The 21,496-nt window shown below is 50.4% G+C and carries 13 protein-coding genes; all 13 read right to left on the bottom strand.

Going from position 1 to position 21,496, the window contains the following annotated elements:
* Positions 1-5: 5 nt before the first annotated feature.
* Entirely contained in the window at positions 6-1,121 is a 1,116-nt protein-coding gene (locus tag SRBAKS_RS10260; protein WP_229590784.1) for a hypothetical protein, read from the bottom strand.
* 106 nt (positions 1,122-1,227) lie between these two features.
* Positions 1,228-1,647, bottom strand: coding sequence for a hypothetical protein (locus SRBAKS_RS10255; RefSeq protein ID WP_229590783.1), 420 nt, complete (start codon positions 1,645-1,647; stop codon positions 1,228-1,230).
* Positions 1,648-1,674: 27 nt separating this feature from the next.
* Entirely contained in the window at positions 1,675-3,462 is a 1,788-nt protein-coding gene (locus tag SRBAKS_RS10250; RefSeq protein WP_229590782.1) for a DUF637 domain-containing protein, read from the bottom strand.
* Between the two features lie 101 nt (positions 3,463-3,563).
* Positions 3,564-3,953: a hypothetical protein gene (locus tag SRBAKS_RS10245; protein ID WP_229590781.1), complete on the bottom strand. Its 390-nt coding sequence runs from the start codon at positions 3,951-3,953 to the stop codon at positions 3,564-3,566.
* A gap of 13 nt (positions 3,954-3,966) precedes the next feature.
* A complete protein-coding gene (locus tag SRBAKS_RS10240; RefSeq protein ID WP_229590780.1) occupies positions 3,967-5,133 on the bottom strand; it encodes a hypothetical protein in 1,167 nt (388 codons plus the stop codon).
* 42 nt (positions 5,134-5,175) lie between these two features.
* Positions 5,176-6,335, bottom strand: a protein-coding gene (locus SRBAKS_RS10235; RefSeq protein ID WP_229590779.1) for an IS3 family transposase whose coding sequence is annotated in 2 segments (ribosomal slippage) — positions 5,176-6,065 and positions 6,065-6,335 — 1,161 coding nt in all. Because the reading frame shifts where the segments join, the coding sequence is not laid out codon by codon here.
* 63 nt (positions 6,336-6,398) lie between these two features.
* The gene (locus SRBAKS_RS10230) at positions 6,399-7,451 is read right to left on the bottom strand and encodes a DUF637 domain-containing protein (RefSeq protein WP_229590778.1); all 1,053 of its coding nucleotides are present in this window, start codon (positions 7,449-7,451) and stop codon (positions 6,399-6,401) included.
* Between the two features lie 173 nt (positions 7,452-7,624).
* Positions 7,625-8,677, bottom strand: coding sequence for an Imm42 family immunity protein (locus SRBAKS_RS10225; RefSeq protein WP_229590777.1), 1,053 nt, complete (start codon positions 8,675-8,677; stop codon positions 7,625-7,627).
* Entirely contained in the window at positions 8,674-11,643 is a 2,970-nt protein-coding gene (locus tag SRBAKS_RS10220; protein ID WP_283816560.1) for a hemagglutinin repeat-containing protein, read from the bottom strand. The genes SRBAKS_RS10225 and SRBAKS_RS10220 overlap by 4 nt, the downstream gene beginning before the upstream one ends.
* Positions 11,644-11,882: 239 nt before the next feature.
* On the bottom strand, positions 11,883-12,092 hold the full coding sequence (locus tag SRBAKS_RS10215) for a DUF4926 domain-containing protein (RefSeq protein ID WP_229590776.1): 210 nt from the start codon (positions 12,090-12,092) through the stop codon (positions 11,883-11,885).
* A gap of 10 nt (positions 12,093-12,102) precedes the next feature.
* The gene (locus SRBAKS_RS10210; protein WP_229590775.1) at positions 12,103-13,968 is read right to left on the bottom strand and encodes a DUF637 domain-containing protein; all 1,866 of its coding nucleotides are present in this window, start codon (positions 13,966-13,968) and stop codon (positions 12,103-12,105) included.
* Between the two features lie 174 nt (positions 13,969-14,142).
* Positions 14,143-14,466, bottom strand: a complete 324-nt coding sequence (locus SRBAKS_RS10205; RefSeq protein ID WP_229590774.1) for a hypothetical protein — start codon at positions 14,464-14,466, stop codon at positions 14,143-14,145.
* Positions 14,467-14,469: 3 nt separating this feature from the next.
* Entirely contained in the window at positions 14,470-21,489 is a 7,020-nt protein-coding gene (locus SRBAKS_RS10200; protein WP_229590773.1) for a hemagglutinin repeat-containing protein, read from the bottom strand.
* Positions 21,490-21,496 lie beyond the last annotated feature (7 nt).

The raw sequence follows: 21,496 nt of genomic DNA, 5'->3' as shown, positions 1-21,496 counted from the left end.
ACCAACTACTTTTTTATATGGTTGTATGGAGTTCTAATCACAATATTGTTCATATCGTAAACATTACCTCCATGTTGCAACTCTTGAACATGGTCTAATTCGCACTTGACTCTTCCACCAACCTGTTCTGACGCAGAAGCGTATGGAGCATAACCGTCGCTCATCAATTGCTGATTCGACTTACTAAATTGCTTACTTAACACAGGATCCGCTGCGACCTCTTGCCAAAAAGATTTTCGGAAGTCATTAAATGAGGCAAACTCTTTTCCATTCAACTTTTCGGCTATTTGAGCAGGGACTTTACCGGCATTGCCTGCGGTTCCTTTAAGCCATGTCTGTCCCTCGATGATTCTGGGCAGATCGCTGCCGTGCGAAGCCGCTCCGGGGGCCAATCTACGGGCAGAGAGCGAACCTTCCCATCCTGGCAGTTCTGGTAGATTCGTCTTACCCGCACCGCTGGCTGGGACATTGATTTCATCCATCCTCTTGGCAACGAGCGTTTCCAGTTCGTCGCTACTCTTGAGGCTGTCGAAGTCAAAATGCGCCAGTGCATCTTGCAGGTCCGGATATTCGTCAATGAGCTTTTTTTGGAGCTTGCTAAATGCCTCATCTGCATGATTGACCATCCATTTTATCGCACTGTCGGGCAATAATTTCAATACGACATTCAGCTTACCAGCCTTGAGGGCTGTGCGGAGAGCAACGTAACTGCCAGGCACCCAATTGCCTATCGTATTCTCAATTCCCATCCCGATGAGGAAGCCAAGTATCAATTCTTCCTGCTTCTCTTTATCACCTATGATAACAGCTTCGCCAAACTCAGCGATATCTGCGGCCATCATTATTTTATCGGCAATTTCGAGAATAATAGCTGCCGCGACAAAGAAGGCATTGTTTTCGGCAGCATTGCCCGCTGCTTCCGCTGCTGTTCCTATGTTTTGCGCAACAAGACCTGCCGCGAGTTTTGACACATCAACTCCCGCCGCCATCCAGTCCTGCACCTGAGTCGGATCAATATCGCCGTCTTTCAGCGCCTGCTTGATTTCGTCCGCCAGAGCCTCGCCGGTGATCTCACCAACGACACCGCCGATAGTGGAGGTGATAGTGGGAGGGGATATCAAAGAGCACAACAAAGGCCCGGTTGGACCGGGCCTTCCTAGTGAAAAAAGGACCTCCGACCAGTCCCTAGCAGCATTGGGCTGAGTAGGGCACTTGGACCTTCAAATCCTAAAGCTTGTCCTTGTACTTTTCTTTCATTTCCTCTTTCAATTGAAGAAAACATTGAACGGCATCAGGGTCACCATCATATAGCTTTTCCATAAAAATATATTCATTTGCGATTCGTTTGGGCAAAATTACTGGCCCCTCATAATCTGGGGTCTCTGACTTAAAAACCCAGCCTTCTGGGATATCTCCTTCTAATATTTTGAAGTGCTCTGCAAAGTGCGGTACCGGGTATTGATCATCTTCAGAGGTGCAAATTAAGAATTGAGGCACGTCAAAGTCGAAAAAAATTATACCATAAACAATGTATTTTTCGCCTATTTCGCAACATGTTTCCTCTATATTACAGTATTTATCCCACGCCTGCTTTGAACGTTTACTTGAGAGGTGCTCGCGAGCATTCCCTATGCATTTCACTATCACAACTACTTTCCTCTGTATTTCGAAAAGTTAATGAATAATTGTTCCGTCGCTGTGTTTTTTGAATTTAAAATCCATCGTCTTTCCCGTCTTAGGGTCAAGAACATAATGTACTACTGAATCTCTGCCAGCCTTTGACTTTACCTTGTATTCCATTTTCCACATTCCTTTATACCTCGAATCATTTAATCCCTGAACTATCGGGGTTCCTTCTCCTCTCATCGCGGCCTTAAGCGCCATCTCATCTTGGAGGGTCTTAGGCAGTCGACTCCATTTATCCACCTTCGATACTGAATCGACGACATTTTCGGTCTTATCAGCAATTTTGGCAACATCCGTACTCGTTCCGCTGCTTGGGACATTGATTTCATCCATCCTCTTGGCAACGAGCGTTTCCAGTTCGTCGCTACTCTTGAGGCTGTCGAAGTCAAAATGCGCCAGTGCATCTTGCAGGTCCGGATATTCGTCAATGAGCTTTTTTTGGAGCTTGCTAAATGCCTCATCTGCATGATTGACCATCCATTTTATCGCACTGTCGGGCAATAATTTCAATACGACATCCAGCTTACCAGCCTTGAGGGCTGTGCGGAGAGCAACGTAACTGCCAGGCACCAAATTGCCTATCGTATTCTCAATTCCCATCCCGATAAGGAAGCCAAGTATCAATTCTTCCTGCTTCTCTTTATCACCTATGATAACAGCTTCGCCAAACTCAGCGATATCTGCGGCCATCATTATTTTATCGGCAATTTCGAGAATAATAGCTGCCGCGACAAAGAAGGCATTGTTTTCGGCAGCATTGCCCGCTGCTTCCGCTGCTGTTCCTATGTCTTGACCCGCAGCCGCCGCAACAAGACCTGCCGCGAGTTTTGACACATCAACTCCCGCCGCCATCCAGTCCTGCACCTGAGTCGGATCAATATTGCCGTCTTTCAGCGCCTGCTTAATTTCGCCCGCCAGAGCCTCGCCGGTGATCTCACCCACGGCACCGCCGATGGCTCCTGAGACGCCATCGCCGCCCATTGCGAGGTCCATGGCCCCACCGAGGGCGGCATGGGCGATCTTGTGGGTAACGTAATCGAGGTCGCCTTTGTGGTAGGCCTCGCCAATTTCGTTGGCCAGTGTCGCTCCCAGCGTTGAGACCGCTGCACTGCGCATGTTTGCCAGCAGATTTTCGCCCAGGTTGCCGCCGTTGATGGCGGTGTCTACTCCGGCACTGACTCCGGCTTGGATGGCGCTATTCTGAAGGCTCTGGGCGAGGTCGGCGATGAAGGAGGCTTCTTCGGCAGTTTTGGCCGCTTCGGAGGCTGCTTCAGTGGCTGCTCCGGTGGCCGCGGTCACTTCATCACCGTTTACATAGTCAATGATTCCCTTGCTCAGTCCGGCGGTCGGCATGGCTGTTGCCAGTGCGCGGACCGTGTCGATGGAGGCCAAAGCCTCGAGCGCGGCCCCGATGTCGCCGCCGTTACCCACGACCTGCATACTTGCCTGGATGACCAGAGAGTTGAAACCAGCGGAGAATGCGGCGGTCATGGCTGCATTGCCTGCCATCCCCACAGTGTCGGCAATGGCTGCACCCGCAGCCGCACCCACCCCGGTAAAGGACAAGGCCACGGCCATGGCAAGGGACAGGAGCTGCATGCCGGGACCGCCTACGCCGCCGTTGGTCTCCTTCCATTGATCATGGACTTCCTGCACGGCCTGCCAGTTGACGTCGTCGCGATTGGCGATTTCGGCCATCCATTCCAGACCAGGGGCCTGGGCCAGCTGAGCGATATCCTCCTGAATGTTGCCGGTTTCCTTGTACTCGACCACCACGCCGTCGGCGGTGGTGATGAACAGGCTATGTCAAAGAGCAAAACAAAGGCCCGGTGTGTCGGGCCTTTAAACTGAAAAATTCGTATGGTGTCATTTACTACTTACGAATTGAGTTCTCCTTCCTGATTAATGAGCAGCGTGTCCAGATCGTTTTCATATTTGTAGCCTTCTGGATAATAGCCAGAGTCAGGAGTAGCTAGACTGTCCTTTATTGCTTCAACTGCACGATTAATATCTAGGCATTCAATGTTAATTTTTTCTGGATATGGAGGCTGTAGTGATCTGATATACTTATCGAGACCGCACACAATTCCCCAATTCATTAATTTTCCCCACTCGCCATGGACACAACTTGTATCTATTTCCCAAAATAAACTATCCAACCATTCGCAGTTCAGTCCTTCCTGGTCATCCCATAAAATACAATCACCAATTAAGATTTCTTTTGGCCATTGTTGTTTTATCTCTTCAAACATCTGTGTCAAGCGCATTTGTCTTTCTCCTTTACTTGTCAATTCCCAACACAGTCCCATCAAGATCAATAGTTATCTTCTTGCTCTTTCTAGAGCCTTGGCCTTTCTTCAGACTAATTTTCCACTCTCCACTCTTACCTGTATGGGCTGAGGTACTTTTTTTATATATTGCCCCAGACTTTTTATGCTGCCACCTGCCGCCAGGAAGTTTGTTAAACAATTCCCTGTGACTCTTAGGAGTAGCAATTACATCCCCTATCTTGGCAGTCAACGGGTTCTTATGTAACTTTACCGAGACCTTCTTACTAATAATACTCCCGACAGTGCCAGCAATAATGTTAACCCCAAATTTAACATTATCTTTATTAAAATCAACAAGATAGCTGCCTGTGGAGGCTGATTTATCAGAGCAGTCACCATCCGGGCAGTTGATTTGTTTAAATTCTTCGTTTGTCAAATCTCCAGCCAGCAAAAGTATTGCGACTTCCTGAGCAATGTAGTCCTTGCCCTGCTCAATGGAATCTCCGGCCACCGCTTCGAAAGCCATGGCAACCGAATAGCCAATCATTACTTTTACAGGTCCACCTGAGGCAAGTTGCATACCCAATAGGGCTGCTTGAGCTTTGTTCATGTCATCGGCTGGAATACTGTCTATAAACCTCCGCCCGTTCAGCAAACATTGCATGATTCCGGCTTTTAGGCTGGAGTCATTATATTCAAGATCGTTATTACTATCGATCTGAGATAATAAAATGCCAATACTCTCGTGAGAAGTAAAATCAGTTTCCGAGGCACCAATCTTTAATTCAATCTTTCCTGCACCATTTGGCTGGAGTTTATAGGTAAGCCCTTCAAGTAAGTCGTTATCGTGCTCAACTGTATTCGTAGGATCCTCAGATTCAATTTCATTGTCTGACAGGGAGGACAACCATCGAAGATATAGATCTGCTTTTTGTTCTATATCTTCTGCCGTTTCGCCATCCTTGATTGGGATCCCCAACTTTTCCAAAAATTGTTTTGGGTTGTCATGATACTCAGCTTCCAATTTGGCAGTTCTTACAAGATATTCTTGATATTGTTCGTCATTCAGTAACTCTTGAGCGACTTCAGGATCAACGCCTTGCCGAATCATCTCCTTCATATTTTCTTCAGCAGAATCGCCCAGACCAACAACTTTCTCTTCAAGCCTTTGCTTCACATCTTCTGGCAGATTGACCTGCCCCCAGTTTATGTTCCGGGCTTATGTTAGTCTGCACTCTTCCTGCTGAGGTTGTCCAGTCCCCAGGATAGCTCCCCCTAGGGGGAGCCGCGCGGCCGGCGCAGGCGGCTTGTATCCTAATGAGCTGTGAGGCCTGATGGTATTGTATTCCTGCCGCCAATTCTCGATCACTACCTGCGCTTCTTTCAACGAATAGAAAATCTCTCCGTTCAACAATTCATCTCGTAGCTTCCCGTTGAAGCTTTCGCTGTACCCATTCTCCCATGGGCTACCAGGTTCGATGTAAGCCGTACTGACTCCGACATATTTGAGCCACTTCCTAATCGCCTTTGCTGTGAATTCAGAACCGTTGTCTGATCTGATGAAGTCTGGTTGCCCTCTGCTGACAAACAGGTCCGCAAGGACATGCATCACATCCTCATTCTTCATGCTCCTCGCAACAGGTATCCCAAGGCATTCGCGGGTGAACTCGTCGATGATGGTCAGCATACGAAACGCCTTACCATCATGCGTTCGACCCATGACGAAGTCATAAGCCCAGACATGATTTGGCCAGCAAGGACGAAGGCGAATGCATGAACCATCATTCAGCCACAATCGTCCTTTCTTTGGTTGCTTCTGTGGGACTTTCAGCCCTTCACGCCGCCATATGCGTTCGACTCGTTTGTGATTCACATGCCAGCCTTCATTTCGGAGCAATGCCGTAATTCGCCTGTATCCATATCGTCCATACTCGCTGGCAAACGAAATGATGGCGTTGGTCAATGCCTCTTCGTCGTCAGCCACACGCTTCTGGTACCGCTGACTGGTTCGAGGTTGTCCGACGACCTTGCATGCCCGACGCTCGGACACATGAAGGACAGCCTGAACATGCTTCACACATTTGCGACGACGTTCAGGGCTTAGAAGTTTCCCTTGAGCGCCTCTGAAAGGATCTGCTTATCCAAACTCAAATCAGCAACCAACTTCTTGAGCCTGGTGTTCTCTCGCTCCAACAACTTAAGCTGCCTGGCCTGACTCGTCCTCAAACCGCCGTACTCTTTGCGCCAGCGATAATACGTCTGCTCGGTTATGCCCAATTGACGGCAGACATCCGCAACTCGCGCACCTTGAGCCAAGGCAACGTCAGCTTCTCTGAGCTTGAAGATAATCTGTTCGGGGGTGTGTCGTTTGATGGCCATGTCTTGCCTCCTTCATGGCCCATACTACTAACATTCGAGGTGGGCCAGTTTTCGGGGGGCAGGTCAGCCGCCGTTGATGGCGGTGTCTACTCCGGCACTGACTCCGGCTTGGATGGCGCTATCCTGAAGGCTCTGGGCGAGGTCGGCGATGAAGGAGGCTTCTTCGGCAGTTTTGGCCGCTTCGGAGGCTGCTTCAGTGGCTGCTCCGGTGGCCGCGGTCACTTCATCACCGTTTACATAATCAATGATTCCCTTGCTCAGTCCGGCGGTCAGCATGGCTGTTGCCAGTGCGCGGACCGTGTCGATGGAGGCCAAAGCCTCGAGCGCGGCCCCGATGTCGCCGCCGTTACCCACGACCTGCATACTTGCCTGGATGACCAGAGAGTTGAAACCAGCGGAGAATGCGGCGGTCATGGCTGCATTGCCTGCCATCCCCACAGTGTCGGCAATGGCTGCACCCGCAGCCGCACCCACCCCGGTAAAGGACAAGGCCACGGCCATGGCAAGGGACAGGAGCTGCATGCCGGGACCGCCTACGCCGCCGTTGGTCTCCTTCCATTGATCATGGACTTCCTGCACGGCCTGCCAGTTGACGTCGTCGCGATTGGCGATCTCGGCCATCCACTCCAAGCCAGGGGCCTGGGCCAGCTGGGCGATGTCCTCTTGAACGTTGCCGGTTTCCTTGTACTCGACCACCACGCCGTCGGCAGTGGTGATGAACAGGCCGCCCCCGGCGGTGATATTGGTGTGCTGAATAGTCTCGTCCACGGTGCCTGCGTCCGTGGAGGACCACGCAAAGAACCCGGTATCCGACTTCACCGAGTGTTCATACTCCCTGTCCTTGGCCACCAGCATGGCTACCTGGCCTTGGGTGCTGGTGATCTCGGTCTCAGCGCCGGAGGTGAGGGTGGCGGCCTGGAGGGTGACGTCATCCTTGGCTTCGAGAGTGACCTTGCCATTGCCTTCGATCTGGCTACGGACGTTGGTAATTGTGTCCTTCTCGCCGAGTTCCATGGAGCCTGTGCCCATGAAGCCCGAGCTTTCCTCCTGAATTTTCCGGGAATTCTCAACCTGGGCCGCTGTGATATCCAGCGTTCCGGTAGATTTGACGGCCACATCCTGTCCGGCCTTGAGCGTGCTGCCGTATATGGAGGTATTGCCCTCGCCGATGGTGGCGCGGTTGATCTGGCGGCGGTCGTGGGAGGAGGGGGAGAGGCTCGATAACTAGTTGGAGTAACGCCCATAAGCTAGGACAGTGGGGCAGGTTAAAGGGAGACGTCCCTATTATACTAATTTTTCTTCTTAGTTCCTCTTGTAGATTTTTCCCAATTCTCAATGACAAGAATAGTATCAGTTAGAATTTTATCAACCTGTCCACGTTCTATAATACATTCAACAAGCGATTTATCGAAATCATATGCAACAACTTTTGACTTGTTTTCATTGTCAACCGAAACAACTGTTACACCATCAAATTGAGGAATAATATTTGGTGTTATATCAGACTTTTCCCAAAGCTCTTCAAGAGATTTTTCCCAGCAGGGATGGAATTTGTCTCCCATAAAAACCGTATGGCTGAAGTTGTAATATAAATCGTGTGCATTATATGAAAACAAAGCATTCTTCGCTCGGGAATTGGTGTTCTTAATAATTTGTAGCAATTCCTCCTTAATTTCGTTCACCCATGTAAAGGTAAAATCTCCGAATTTAACACCGTTTACCCAGTAACAAAATTTTCCAGCCAACCTCCCTTCGTACGGCATTCCAAGTGCGATTTCCGTTGCAAACCTCTTTTTATCTCCAATTAGCTCAGAGCTTCCGACCGACACAGAGATGGGAGGGACCTCGTTATTTTTTAACCAAATGTTAACATTTTTTTTCAACTCAACCAATACATTATCTATATATCCTTTGGGGAGAAAATCTCTACAAGTTCCAATTTTATCATCATGGGTAATCACAGTTGACTTTTGATATCCATCAATAAGCCACATAAAACCAAAATTAGTGATTGGGGGGACATCTATATGTGCATTTATCCATTTCTCTTCTTGAGATATACTATAGTACTTATGATTACTATCTTCCATAAAAACTGCATCTAAAAAATTGGGGTAGAAATAATCAGCATCTAATTCGTCTAAAGTATCAAACGATCTCTTCCCATTAAAAGAAATGGCTGCTTCCAAATCACAAATCAACTGGAACAAGACCACCTCATCATTTCCTCCAGATATTTGCCGTCCACCAATCCATAAACTTGATTGAAAATAAATTGAGTTATCATCTTTAAAGAATAATCTAATATCTAATGCAAATTTTTGTTTATTCCCAATAATCATTGTTTCCCCGTCTTTCTGATCAGCCGTAATACTGATTTATAATCCGTTCCTAGATTATTAAAAGCCTTATCACCCATTTTTTCTACCAGCCTTTTGTCAACGACACCATTAAAATGAGCTGTGCCAGCATTATCTGCACTATATCTATATATCTGTTTGCCATCTGTGCTCCAAGAGTACCAAGTCTTTCCATCGCCCTTTGGAACCGCATTTTTATAGGCTTGTGCAGCATCTTTGGGTTCAACAGTTTTATTGGGTCTAAATCCGTTTCCACCGGGCTTATGAGCCTGATTACTTTTGTATTCAGGTTTTTTATCAGGATCATCGTCATCCCCATTTCCATGCTGATTGGGATCACCTGGGGTGGATTCAGAACTGCTAATGCCGCTTCCCGAACTGCTTCCACTGCCATTGCCTACAGTATTAGATGCTTCAACAACAATCCCGTCCTTATAGACTAGCTCCTTTTGACCGTAGGTAGGATACAACGTATCCGTGCTGGGGTCATATGTCACCTCGTAGACGGCATTGGAATCTTTAACCTTAACAAGAGAGGGATGCCCTGTTGCCTGATCATATTCCAAGACGTCCATAGAAACATCATGAAAATATCCATCTCCAAAATCTATTTGGACAAGGGTCTGATTCGTCAATGAAGCATACGAATCGGAAACGGCGATCAGCTTTTCGTTGACGATTGGTGCGATGGCGTCAACGGTGTTTGCAAGCCCCTCTCCCAACTGCCGGGCCAGCTCTGGGTTCGTTTGGGATAGAATAGCAATCGTTGTGAGAGTTGCTAAGGCAGCAAGGACAATAGCCCCATCATCTATCCCGGCGACTACACCTACAATGCCATTGCTGTCGGGAAGCTTGACATAGTTGCGCCCATCAACTGAGTTGATGGCAACTCCTTTCGCAACACTCTCTTCTGCCCATTTCCCAACAGTCTGAAAGCTTTTTTCAATTTCAGCCAATGCCTTAGAGTTCGAATATCCCATTTCCCTTAATTTATTGTAGACATTCGCAACGCTATCACCGATTGCCCCGCCGATTTCTTCGGCCAAGACTTCTGAGCCACAAATATTTGACTTTTTTAGCTCCTCTAAAATCCCATCTTTCAACCACGTCATTTCAGCAGGCGTCAGTTGAGCCTTGCCTTTCAAGTCCGCAATAAGATCACTGATTGCAGTGGTCGTCTTCTTCGCATTCTCCTGAATCCCCTTAAACCCGCCCGCGATTTCCTCAATCGCGGCACTATCAATGTACACCGTGACCGAGGTCTTCTCGTTCTTGGTGATCTCCTGTGCTTTGGCGAGGTCGCGGTTCAGGCCCTCCAGCCCGGCTGCGGGGTCGGAGCGGATGATGATCTCGCCCTCGCCGATGGTGGCGCGGTTGATCTGGCGGCGGTCGTGGGAGGAGGCGCTGCCTTCCAGCGTTCCTGCATAGGGGTTGCCCTCTTCTCCGTCTTTGCGCGTTTCGCTGTCCTTTTCATTCTCCGCACTCACCGATCCAGACAGGCTGGCCTGATAGCTCGAAGCCTTGTTGTGGTCGTAGATGTCCTTGTAGGTGAGGGTGTCGGTATCGAGCTTGAGGTTGCCATTTTCGGCGGCAATGACCGCGCCTTCCACGTGGGTGTTGTTTTCCACGCGGATATCGACCTGCTCCTTGCCGACAATCGAGGTCTGGTTGTTCACCCAGGCGGATGAGCCGGAGCCTTTGCCCATGCCGATATTGGCGGAGTCACCGGTCTGGCTGTCGGCGTCCATGCCCACCACGCCTGCGGCGTCCGCGGCCACGGACGCTCCCATGCCGATGGTGGCGCTGCCGCCGATGCTCCAATTTGAACTTTTGGATTTGCTGGTGTCCTGCTTGCTGGCGACAACCAGATTGTCACCAACGTCCATGTTGACCTTGTTGCCTTCAAGGTTCGCCCCGGCAACAGTGGTATCCTGGCCGGATTTCACGGTCAGATCCTGACCCGCCACAACTTGGGCATTGGTGTTGGAGTCGGAGCGGTAGTCGCTGTCGGACCCGGAGGCCGCACCGGATACCTGCACGCCAGCAGCCGCGCCGTTGGCCGCGCTGACGGTGGCTCCAATGCCTGCGCTTGCAGAAATGGAACTGGAACTCGACGAGGTCTCCCGATTGTTGGCGGCCGAAGAAATGGCAATATCCTCTCCGGCGGTCAGAGCGACATCTTCATTGGCCAGAACAGTGGCACCTTCAATGGTCAGGTTTTTCCCGGCCTCAATATTGGCGTCACGTCCTGCAGAGGTCTGCGAACTTACAGAGGTTGCCGAGTCGCTGCTGAACCGGCTTTCGGTCATGGACAGACCAGCTGTCAGCGATACAGAAGCACTCGGATTGGACACCTGCTGGGCGGCAGAAACCGCCTGAAGCGCGCCACTGCCAGCCGTAACAGCCTTGGCCCCGACACCGCCTTCTCCGGAGGTCATGTTTTTCGGTGTGTCAACGAGTGTTCTTATGGCGGTCGAGACCGACTGCTTGGCAGCCAGCTTTAATCCTACCTCAACGGACTTGACGTATTCATCGAGATGTTCAACATCCTGCGCGGCCGTGACGTTGAGGTCTTCACCGGCCTTCATGTTCACATCCTGACCGGCTTCTATTTCCGAGGAAACCTGATTGATGTTGCGCCCGGCGTCTATTTTTACATCATTGCCCGCGCTGATCAGGGAACCTGCATTGTATTTGCCGGATGAGTTGGTCTTTGTCTCAACGCCTTTGTATCCGGCGCTTATGCTGACTTCATTTTCAGACAGCGTCAGGCCGATACCAATACCGCCTTCCTTGCTGCTTTTCTGGGAAGACTGGGAATTGCGACCCGGAATAATATTCACATCGCGATCAGCGGCGATATTCACATCTTTTTCGGCCGCCACGGTTGAGCCAATAATAGTGGCATCATTGGCAGCGGTGATAGTGGTGTCTGTGCCCGATGTAATTTGAGAGGCGACATTACCGATGATGGAGGTGATAGAGGGAGGGGGATGTCAAAGAGCAAAACAAAGACCCGGTGGAACCGGGCCTGATATTTTAATTCTTAAGGTTCAAATCAGTATTGTGTCCCCATATTTCCCCATGTTACTGTATGCGGAGAGGATGTGCCATGCTTACAGCATGCGGACAAAGAAACTTATAATTCAAGACCTGACCCCAGTCTTCTTATACAACAATCTTGTGCTCATTGGATTAGTAAAATATGATCACGTAGTTGATTCTCTTCAATTGTACATAGTTTTATTGTCTTTCCATCTTTGTCACAAAATTCAATTTCATATGCATCTGCTGGATTAGTAAACACTTCAACGACAGTTCCAATCATGCCTTCAATTAACCCAAACAATGGCATATCTCTAACTATCACAACGACGTCAAATATTTTTAACATCATAACCTTACCTCTACTTGACAAATAGTGTTGTTAGTGAGGGGATGTTTTCTCCTGGCTTGTAAATCCACCCAGTTCTGACGACAGCACTGCCTTTTGGACCTGTAACTGGAATGTCAACTGTAAACCTAGTGCCAAAATTATCTATTTTCCCAGAAATTGCTATATTATCTTTTATCCCACGTTGTATTTGTGCAATTAAACTATCATAGTTCGATTGATTATATCCTAAAACAGAATTAAAAACTCTAGCTTTATTTCCCCCGGATGCATGGTTTGGATTTAAAGCGTATTCTGTAAATTTTCGAGAGTCAATATAGGCATTCTCTGCGCCAATAAGTTTACCTGCTCCATCCGCCTTGAATACTTTCAATGCATCACTTGCGACCTCATCAGCAACTTTGGCAACATCCGTACCCGCACCGCTGGCTGGGACATTGATTTCATCCATCCTCTTGGCAACGAGCGTTTCCAGTTCGTCGCTACTCTTGAGGCTGTCGAAGTCAAAATGCGTCAGTGCATCTTGCAGGTCCGGATATTCGTCAATGAGCTTTTTTTGGAGCTTGCTAAATGCCTCATCTGCATGATTGACCATCCATTTTATCGCACTGTCGGGCAATAATTTCAATACGACATCCAGCTTACCAGCCTTGAGGGCTGTGCGGAGAGCAACGTAACTGCCAGGCACCAAATTGCCTATCGTATTCTCAATTCCCATCCCGATGAGGAAGCCAAGTATCAATTCTTCCTGCTTCTCTTTATCACCTATGATAACAGCTTCGCCAAACTCAGCGATATCTGCGGCCATCATTATTTTATCGGCAATTTCGAGAATAATAGCTGCCGCGACAAAGAAGGCATTGTTTTCGGCAGCATTGCCCGCTGCTTCCGCGGCTGTCCCTATGTCTTGATCCGCAGCCGCCGCAACAAGACCTGCCGCGAGTTTTGACACATCAACTCCCGCCGCCATCCAGTCCTGCACCTGAGTCGGATCAATATTGCCGTCTTTCAGCGCCTGCTTGATTTCGCCCGCCAGAGCCTCACCGGTGATCTCACCCACGGCACCGCCGATGGCTCCTGAGACGCCATCGCCGCCCATTGCGAGGTCCATGGCCGCACCGAGGGCTGCATGGGCGATCTTGTGGGTGACGTAATCGAGGTCGCCTTTGTGGTAGGCCTCGCCAATTTCGTTGGCCAGTGTCGCTCCCAGCGTTGAGACCGCTGCACTGCGCATATTTGCCAGCAGATTTTCGCCCAGGTTGCCGCCGTTGATGGCGGTGTCTACTCCGGCACTGACTCCGGCTTGGATGGCGCTATCCTGAAGGCTCTGGGCGAGGTCGGCGATGAAGGAGGCTTCTTCGGCAGTTTTGGCCGCTTCAGTGGCTGCTCCGGTGGCCGCGGTCACTTCATCACCGTTTACATAATCAATGATTCCCTTGCTCAGTCCGGCGGTCAGCATGGCTGTTGCCAGTGCGCGGACCGTGTCGATGGAGGCCAAAGCCTCGAGCGCGGCCCCGATGTCGCCGCCGTTACCCACGACCTGCATACTTGCCTGGATGACCAGAGAGTTGAAACCAGCGGAGAATGCGGCGGTCATGGCTGCATTGCCTGCCATCCCCACAGTGTCGGCAATGGCTGTACCCGCAGCGGCGCCCACTCCGGTAAAGGACAAGGCCACGGCCATGGCAAGGGACAGGAGCTGCATGCCGGGACCGCCTACGCCGCCGTTGGTCTCCTTCCATTGATCATGGACTTCCTGCACGGCCTGCCAGTTGACGTCGTCGCGATTGGCGATCTCGGCCATCCATTCCAGACCAGGAGCCTGAGCGAGCTGGGCAATATCCTCCTGAACGTTGCCGGTTTCCTTGTACTCGACCACCACGCCGTCGGCAGTGGTGATGAACAGGCTATGTCAAAGAGCAAAAGAAAAGGCCCGGTTGAGTCGGGCCTTTAAGTTGAAAAATACGTATGATGTCGCTTAATACTTACTAATTGCGCTCCTCAACCTGATTGATGAGTAGCGTGTCCAGATCGTTTTCATGTTTGTGGCGAATTAATTTCCATTGTCATATTTTTCTGATGTAATCTTATAAATCCCATTTAGCTCTTGCTTAAGACGAACAAAAAGGCTTTTCCCTTCTTCATCAAAAGCTTTCCATAACAACTCATTTGCATACTTTGAAGAGAACCCAGAATCAGGTGGATATCTTTGATCCAATGTGGCTTGGAATATTCTATCCCACTCCTTTATATCATGTTTTAGGTCATCGCTTATTGATAGTGATTCTGGGTCGATAGTGCCTACAACTCCCTCTTCATCGCTAATCCATAGTGGGAAACACATATATTCTAAAAAAAAGCGCAATTCTCTTGGCATACTCTACTCGATTGATTTTGGGTTAGCTCCTACGACAAATCCATTTTCAGAAACTGTTATCGCAATTCTCTGACGTTTACCGTTGTATGTATATTCAAAGATTGGTCTACCTGTGCCTTTACCTTGATACCCTATGATATTGTTTTCTTTAATTGCTTGGTAAATGGCGTCTAGTATCTCATTTTCGGGAATACCTTTGGCCACAAATTGGCTTGCGTGTCTTTCAATAATATGAGTCAACCCTGCTGCCGAGTTGCCCTTTTCAAGAAAAGCGATCTTCCCATCTGGCATCCTCTGCGTGAAAAGTACATCATCAGCTGTAACCTTAACACCCTTTTGGATTAACTCGATAAGTAGTGAAGAATCAACCTTGGCAGCATATACCGCTCCCTTGCTAACCCCTTTCACCATCCCGGCAAGCTTCTTCGTCCCCTTCAAAATCCCCGCACCAGCAGCACCAGCACCAACCAGAAACTCTCCAACATCATAAATGAGCGTGCCCATGACTAAGCCCGCCTCATCCTGCTTTCCTTCCTCAACAAATTTATAATACTGATCGAGTCGGCCCTGGTATTCCTGGCCGACGGCCTTCAGGCTCCCAACAGGATCAGTAGCCAGCTTTCCAATAGAGGTAGCAAGTTCATTGACGGCCTTATGGAAGCTTTCATGTTCGGCTTTGAATAAGGCACCTCCTGTCGCGAAATAAAAGATCTCACCAGAATAATCATTGAGAAACATCAAAGCGCCTTTAGCAGTTGCGCCAGCACTCTTGGCAATGCCCACAATAGAAAATAACTGACGTTGCAATCTGGCTCGCTCAGTTTGCAAATCGTAGTCCCAGGTGCTTGCCACCTGAAGTACTACTGTTGGATCATCTCTAAGCTCCTTCAATAAATCTTCCGCTTGCTCCTCAGTTATATTCAATTCACCGGTTTCTGTTACGTATTTATCCAGTTTTTCTTTCAAAACAGCAGCCACAGCGTTTTCACCAAGAATTCTGTCTGCTTCATCGGAATCTATTCCGTCTTTTTCCAATTGATCCCGAAAGTCTTGTTGAGATTGAATGACTTCACGCATGCGTTCCGCATCTTCAGGCAGTAGCTCTTTGATCTTCTCGGCAATTTTATTAAAGTTGTTTTTGATTCCCTCACCGCCACTCATAACCTCTTCAATCGCGGCGCTATCAATATACACCGTGACCGAGGTCTTCTCGTTCTTGGTAATCTCTTGCGCTTTGGCGAGGTCGCGATTCAGGCCCTCCAGCCCGGCTGCGGGGTCGGAGCGGATGATGATCTCGCCCTCGCCGATGGTGGCGCGGTTGATCTGGCGGCGGTCGTGGGAGGAGGAGCTGCCTTCCAGCGTTCCTGCATAGGGGTTGCCCTCTTCTCCGTCTTTGCGCGTTTCGCTGTCCTTTTCATTCTCCGCACTCACCGATCCAGACAGGCTGGCCTGATAGCTCGAAGCCTTGTCGTGGTCGTAGATGTCCTTGTAGGTGAGGGTGTTGGTATCGAGCTTGAGGTTGCCATTTTCGGCGGCAATGACCGCGCCTTCCACGTGGGTGTTGTTTTCCACGCGGATATCGACCTGCTCCTTGCCGACAATCGAGGTCTGGTTGTTCACCCAGGCGGATGAGCCGGAGCCTTTGCCCATGCCGATATTGGCGGAGTCACCGGTCTGGCTGTCGGCGTCCATGCCCACCACGCCTGCGGCGTCCGCGGCCACGGACGCTCCCATGCCGATGGTGGCGCTGCCGCCGATGCTCCAATTTGAACTTTTGGATTTGCTGGTGTCCTGCTTGCTGGCGACAACCAGATTGTCACCAACGTCCATGTTGACCTTGTTGCCTTCAAGGTTCGCCCCGGCAACAGTGGTATCCTGGCCGGATTTCACGGTCAGATCCTGACCCGCCACAACTTGGGCATTGGTGTTGGAGTCGGAGCGGTAGTCGCTGTCGGACCCGGAGGCCGCACCGGATACCTGCACGCCAGCAGCCGCGCCGTTGGCCGCGCTGACGGTGGCTCCAATGCCTGCGCTTGCAGAAATGGAACTGGAACTCGACGAGGTCTCCCGATTGTTGGCGGCCGAAGAAATGGCAATATCCTCTCCGGCGGTCAGAGCGACATCTTCATTGGCCAGAACAGTGGCACCTTCAATGGTCAGGTTTTTCCCGGCCTCAATATTGGCGTCACGTCCTGCAGAGGTCTGCGAACTTACAGAGGTTGCCGAGTCGCTGCTGAACCGGCTTTCGGTCATGGACAGACCAGCTGTCAGCGATACAGAAGCACTCGGATTGGACACCTGCTGGGCGGCAGAAACCGCCTGAAGCGCGCCACTGCCAGCCGTAACAGCCTTGGCCCCGACACCGCCTTCTCCGGAGGTCATGTTTTTCGGTGTGTCAACGAGTGTTCTTATGGCGGTCGAGACCGACTGCTTGGCAGCCAGCTTTAATCCTACCTCAACGGACTTGACGTATTCATCGAGATGTTCAACATCCTGCGCGGCCGTGACGTTGAGGTCTTCACCGGCCTTCATGTTCACATCCTGACCGGCTTCTATTTCCGAGGAAACCTGATTGATGTTGCGCCCGGCGTCTATTTTTACATCATTGCCCGCGCTGATCAGGGAACCTGCATTGTATTTGCCGGATGAGTTGGTCTTTGTCTCAACGCCTTTGTATCCGGCGCTTATGCTGACTTCATTTTCAGACAGCGTCAGGCCGATACCAATACCGCCTTCCTTGCTGCTTTTCTGGGAAGACTGGGAATTGCGACCCGGAATAATATTCACATCGCGATCAGCGGCGATATTCACATCTTTTTCGGCCGCCACGGTTGAGCCGATAATGGTCGCATCGTTGGCAGCGGTGATAGTGGTGTCTGTGCCCGATGTAATTTGAGAGGCGACATTACCGCTTTCCTTTGATTTCACACTCTCTTCAGTGAATTTGGCTACGTCGAGACGGCCTTTTGACACGAACAGGCCGATGCCACTCTTCTTTTCTTCGCGTTCCGAGTATCCCTGATTCTGGCCTCCGACGATACGGACATCGCCGGTCTCACTCTTAATGGCAACCCCTTGGTCTCCATGAATATTACTGGCTGAAACGGTGACATCAGAATTGGCCTGAATATCCACCGAATTGTTGGATTTCACCTCACTGGCAACCTGGGTCACAGAGCCGGAAGCGGATTTGGATGATTTTGACGATAATAAACCGGAACTGCTTTTGTCGCTACTTCGGTGTTTTTCTTCTTCAGCGGAAGATATGAGAATCATATCGGCGGCCTTCAGCGAAACATCACCTTTTGCGCTGATCTTACTGCCGACCACGGACAGACTGCCCTCAGTATCCGTACCGGCTTTGATGGCGAGATCGCCGTCCGCAGTGATTGAGGACCGGGTGACCGTGGTTTGTTTCGTATGTTCCTCGCTGGAGCCCCCGCCACCGAATACTCCACCGGAGCTGGAATGCTCGTAATCAGACGTGGCGGAGTTGGTTACGCCTGTGACGTTCACGTCGCGCACGGCCTCAATGACGGCATTGCCGGAAGCGGAAAGATCACTGCCCACCACGGCCACGTCGTTTCCGGAGGAGATGCTCAAATTCCCTGCCTTGACGCTGGATCCCATGTGTCCGACCTGGTCGGCTTTGTAATCCGTGGCTTCAATATGTTCGGTCACCACTTTGGTGCCAACAGCCACATCGCCAGCGGCAGTAATATTGGCTGCGCCATCGGCGGACAGCTTGGCGGCAAGTAGGGAAGTGTCGCCACCAGAGGATATATTCAGATTGCCACTGGCGGATACATCGGCGGTCTGATGAATGTAGCCATGAGAGTCCTTTCCCTCACTACGTTCTTCGGTCTTGGTTTCAATAACGACGTTGTGGCCGGCTGAGAGCGAGACATCCCCGCCGCTGATCGAACCGCTTTTGTTGACGATGTCGTTGCTGGCGGTGACGCCGAGAGTCTGGCCGGTCAAATCACCGCCATGATTTCGGACGTTGTCAGCATCGATGGTCACGTTTTTGCCCACGATGGCACCGCTGTTGTTAAGCTCTGCGGTCTGGATGTTCACCGTGGTTCCGGTGAGCATGGCCCCGCGGGTGAGATTCAGGTTGGCCTGGGATACGGAGCCCAGATACACGACAGGTACAAGGACTTCCTTGCCCATGACCTCGCGAGTTTCGTACCAGACGATATCCGAGGTCAGGTCTGTCAGCTGATCGGCGGTCAGAGCCACTCCGATCTCCAGTCCGAGGTCTTCCCGAGTCTGTGCCGCATTGTCCATGAGTTGGCGGAACTGATCGGCGTCGCTGGCATAAGTGGGACTCAGGTAACGTTTGCCAGTTGCCTGGAGCACCTGCTTGCGGATCATGTTGGTTTCGAAGAATGCGTCACCTAAAATTTGAGTATCCAAATCGGTAACGTTTACCCCGACTTCGTCAAAAAAGTACTGAGAACCATAGAATCCACCGACATTGGTCAAAGCAGGGTTGGTCTCAATGAGATACGTTTGCCCCGGGTCTTTATTGACGACATACAGAGACCCCACTCCCGTCGGCAATGACACGCTGACCGTGTTGACGGGCTCTCCTGTGTTGGGATCCTTTATTGGACCGGTGACCTCCAGGTCGGAATATGCTGCATTTCCCGCAAACCTACCTGAATATTGTTCGCCTTCCTTGAAACTTTCGTTGTTCACATGCCCCGGCACATTGATATCCAGCGTTCCAGCAGCGGCTATAACGGCGGGAACGGAATCTATAACTTGGGAGGTCTCAAAATGTTGTTGGACCTGCCCGTATGCGTTCTTTCCCGAGTCATGGACCTGGAGAAAATTACGATAGAAATCGAGATGACTGCTTAGCTCAAGTCCCCGGTTCTCCAGCGAGTTGGCATTGACGGTAATGTTTCCGCCTCCGGAGATGAGACCACGATCGTTGAGGATGCTGTCTGCATTGATGGTCATGTCCGAGGCGGACAGGATTTCGGCCGTCACTGCCGGACCCGTGACAACATCCTTGCTGCGGTGAATCCATTCCTGCAAGACTCGTCCGTCATAAGGACGGTTCCAGGCGAGACCATATTCTTCCAGGATCAATTGGAGGTGCGCGTTGACCCCACCTTTGTTTTGTCTCAGCCCCGTACGTTCGCTGTAAATATTTCTGGTGCCGTCGTCATTGAAACCGGGGATGTCGGTCTGGAAACCCAGATGCCAATATTCCCAACCGACGTCTTTGGTAGTGACTGTTGCGGCCCCGGATATATTCTCAATTATGTCAGCCGCGATATTCATGTAGCCATCACTGCTTTCAATCACAGACTGGTTGTTGTTGATCAAATCCGCTCGAGAACCTGTCGTGAGACCTTCAATGGCCACACCTTTGACACCAACGATATAGCCCTCAGAGGTGTTGCTCAACTCTCGAACATTCAAGTCCAATATATTGCCTGCGTAGATCAAACCTCCATCGTTTTGCAGGGTATCCAAGGTCAGAAACATATCAGTGAAACTGGTGATAGAAGTCCCTGCATCGCTTTTCAGCGAATTGGCATTCAAGGCCAATGCACCAGTGGAACTCAGAGTGGCATTACCCAAATCGAAATCACCAGCCAACGACAAGGTCAGATCATCGGCTTTCAGCAAACCATCGGCCGCAGTCAAGGACCGCGCTTCTATTTCCAAGGCATTCAAAGAAGACAACTCTGCCGCACCAGTCATGGTGACATCGCCGGAATTAGAGCCCTGGACACCGAGCTTGCTAACGGCTGTAATTTTGCCACCGTTGATGGCAATTTTAGGTGACACGATGGACAAACTGTCGCCAGAAACGAGTTCAGTGTCCTTTGTGGTCAATTGGTTCATTGCAGTTACGGACAAGGAACCGCCGGAAACTGTCCCGTCAGCCTGAAGTCCTGCGGTAATCTTTGCATCTGTCGTATTAACGATGGCGGCGGCCAACTTGAGCTGTTCAGCGGCTCCTACCACAATGCCTTTACCGGAAGCACCCGGATTTATAGTGAGATCGTCTGCGGCGCTCACACTCGCAGTGGTTCCGGCGTAAACCGTATCTTCGATGGCTACATCACCGTTGTGGGAGTGAATCTTGATGTCGGTTCCGGCGGTCGTCTTGTTTCTCAGGCGAATCTGTCCATCTGCCGTCAGCTCCAATGAATCCGCAGACTGGATGACGCCTTCAAGGTTAACCCCGACTCCGGCCTCGGTGCCCTGGAGCACGATGCGTCCCGCATACATGCCGCCCAAGGCGCTCGAATCGATGGCAACAGAGGGAGTGGGCGTGCCATCGTGAGCCAAAGAGGCAATGGAACCGTTGGTGGGATTGTAAGAGTTCTGTCCAGCTGCGATGGTCAGGGTCTTGGCGTAGATGTTTGCATTGATTCGAGTCGCTTGGGCGAGCAATGTAAAGGCGTCAATCTCGGTGGCGTTTACACCTTCGCCCTCAACCAAAATATCTCCAGAACGAACGTCGATGCCTTCGAGTCCTCCTGCACCGAAGCGGGAAGTGCCCGTGGTCAGAGTAACTCGAGGGAAATTGACAAATCCGCCACCATTGATGGTGATGCCATTGGGGTTCGCCAAAATATAATCCGCTTTGGCTCCATGCAGCTCTGTGTATCCCTCAAGATATGAACGATTGGCACCTGTAACCTCGTTCAAAATTAATCGAGCTTCTCCTCCCTTAAGGTTGGGATTGCCTGCGATAAAGCCGCCTAATTGAGACTTTGCCATGGACTTGCTATTGTTAATAATTAAACCAATTTTATTAACATTGAAATCGGTAAACAGGTTATGCGAAATCCCACCTTTTCCCGGCGTCGCAATCTGCTCGATAGGAACCCCGTTTCCGGATTGATCCATGGTCGGTTTCTTTCCATCTGGAGCGGCCGGATCAACCACAATCGGGAGATCGCCAGCCATAGCGATAAAACCTGGCTGAAAAACGATCAGACATGACAGGACAATACTAAGCAGCTGGCGAACAACTATATTGGCTTTCATCTGTTTC

This window comes from Pseudodesulfovibrio sediminis, from assembly GCF_020886695.1.
GTDB lineage: Bacteria > Desulfobacterota > Desulfovibrionia > Desulfovibrionales > Desulfovibrionaceae > Pseudodesulfovibrio > Pseudodesulfovibrio sediminis.
The sequence above is the reverse complement of the archived record's forward strand: the minus strand, read 5'-3'. Positions and strand labels throughout refer to the sequence as shown.

Bases quoted from the DNA above. Each gene is read 5' to 3' on its own strand.
- SRBAKS_RS10245 (WP_229590781.1), bottom strand. From the start codon at position 3,953: ATGCGCTTGACACAGATGTTTGAAGAGATAAAACAACAATGGCCAAAA.
- SRBAKS_RS10225 (WP_229590777.1), bottom strand. From the start codon at position 8,677: ATGATTATTGGGAATAAACAAAAATTTGCATTAGATATTAGATTATTC.
- SRBAKS_RS10215 (WP_229590776.1), bottom strand. From the start codon at position 12,092: ATGATGTTAAAAATATTTGACGTCGTTGTGATAGTTAGAGATATGCCA.
- SRBAKS_RS10205 (WP_229590774.1), bottom strand. From the start codon at position 14,466: ATGCCAAGAGAATTGCGCTTTTTTTTAGAATATATGTGTTTCCCACTA.
- SRBAKS_RS10200 (WP_229590773.1), bottom strand. From the start codon at position 21,489: ATGAAAGCCAATATAGTTGTTCGCCAGCTGCTTAGTATTGTCCTGTCA.